Source organism: Weissella sp. DD23 (genome assembly GCF_001579105.1).
GTDB lineage: Bacteria > Bacillota > Bacilli > Lactobacillales > Lactobacillaceae > Weissella > Weissella cibaria.
Genome location: NZ_KQ970390.1, coordinates 431,154 through 432,880, shown reverse-complemented (window position 1 = coordinate 432,880; position 1,727 = coordinate 431,154). Strand labels below are relative to the sequence as shown.

General features: G+C 42.9%; 2 protein-coding genes. One reads left to right on the top strand and one right to left on the bottom strand.

All coding sequences use genetic code 11. From position 1 onward, the window contains the following. Positions 1-244: 244 nt before the first annotated feature. Positions 245-1,171 carry a manganese-dependent inorganic pyrophosphatase gene (locus WEIDD23_RS02070; protein WP_010373714.1) on the top strand — a complete coding sequence of 309 codons (927 nt, stop codon included), beginning with the start codon at positions 245-247 and terminating at the stop codon, positions 1,169-1,171. A gap of 52 nt (positions 1,172-1,223) precedes the next feature. On the opposite strand, the gene WEIDD23_RS14020 is transcribed toward WEIDD23_RS02070, so the two are convergent. Beyond that, a partial coding sequence (locus WEIDD23_RS14020; protein ID WP_062358712.1) for a hypothetical protein occupies positions 1,224-1,727 on the bottom strand: 504 nt, incomplete at its 5' end.

Below are 1,727 nucleotides of genomic sequence, written 5' to 3'. Positions count from 1 at the left end.
CAATTTTAAAAAGTGAATAAGTGCATGTTCTGAAAAACAGAACAGTTTCAATTTTAGCATGATTTTAGTCGGCCGGCCTTTAATAATTTTTAACTAAATCCGTGCAGATTCTTGGTATGGCACTAATTATTCATGATTAAGTCGATACTAGCCGGTTGGAATTTTGACTAATTTGCGTGCCTAACTGTCGGAAATGGTGTATGATTAAATCATTGAAAAAACAAAGAAATTGGAGATTTATCTGATGGCTAAGATGTTGGTTTTCGGACACCAAAACCCTGATACAGACACGATTGCTTCAGCATTCGCTGCATCATACTTTTTGAACAAGGCATACAACCAAGATACTGAGGCTGTGGCTTTGGGAACACCAAATGCAGAAACGCAATTTGCATTGAATTACTTTAAGGTTGACGCACCTCGTGTAATTGAAAGTGCTGACACAGAAGAAGTTTTCTTGGTTGACCACAATGAAGCTGCGCAATCAGTTGCGAACATTGCAGACGTAACTGTTTACGGTGTGTACGATCACCACAAGATTAACTTCTCATCAGCTGCTCCTTTGTACTTCATCAACAAGCCATGGGGTTCTGTTGCAACTGTTTTGTACTATGAGTTCCAAACAGCCAACGTTGAGATTCCTGCTGAAATTGCTGGTTTGATGGCATCAGCTATCATTTCTGACACGTTGTTGTTGAAGAGCCCAACGACAACGCCAATGGACAAGCCTGCTTTGGAAGCCTTGGCTAAGATTGCTGGTTTGGCAGATTATGAGGCTTACGGTTTGGAGATGTTGAAGGCAGGTACTGACTTGTCATCACGTTCAGCCAAGGAATTGATTGATGGCGATGCAAAGTCATTTGAGTTGAATGGTTCAACGGTTCGCATCGGTCAAGTAAACACAGTTGATGTTGAGGATGTCTTCTCACGTCGTGATGAAGTGGTTGCGGCGATGGAAGCTGAGTTGGCTGAAGATGGTTATAACACTTTTGTTTTCGTTGTGACGAACATTTTGGACTCAGATTCAGATATTTTGGTTTTGGGTGATAACCTGGATAAGGTTGAAGCTGCCTTTGACGTTAAGTTGGCAGACGGTCGTGCATCATTGCCTGGTGTTGTATCACGTAAGAAGCAAGTGGTACCACCATTGACTGACGCTTTTAACGCTTAATATGAATGATAGTATGGCAAATTGTTGCGTTGATAGTTTGCCTAAAAAGACCTCATCGGTTTGTCGATGAGGTCTTTTTTGTCATTTCAGTTAATAAGCGACTGTTTGCTTGGATTTTCTCGAGATGTTGGAGACGTACCTGGCTTTGGTTGTGCCAGTGGATAATCTCTTGGACGGAGATTTCATGCACGACATCTTGGCCCCCGGAATGAATGATGAATGAGTGTAGTGTCACAACGTTGTCAGACACACTAAACCAATTCGGCATGACCATTTTTTGATCGGCAGTTGCTTGCTTATCTGGCCAAACAAAGTAGCGTGTTGTGCCAGAAACGAGGTGCGGTTCAATTTGCCAACCGTTTGACGGGTGCTTGACTTCTTGCCAACGGCCATCGGTAATGTTTGACGTTGCATAGTTGATGATTGCGGCAAAGTAAAGCAACTGGTTATCGTGTAGTTGCTTGGTTGTAAGCGGGGTGCGGTGGGACTGTGTTGATTTGGGTACGGTGGTTGTTGTTTTTTTGGTTGTCACTGGGTTTTCTGCCTCGTAACTGAA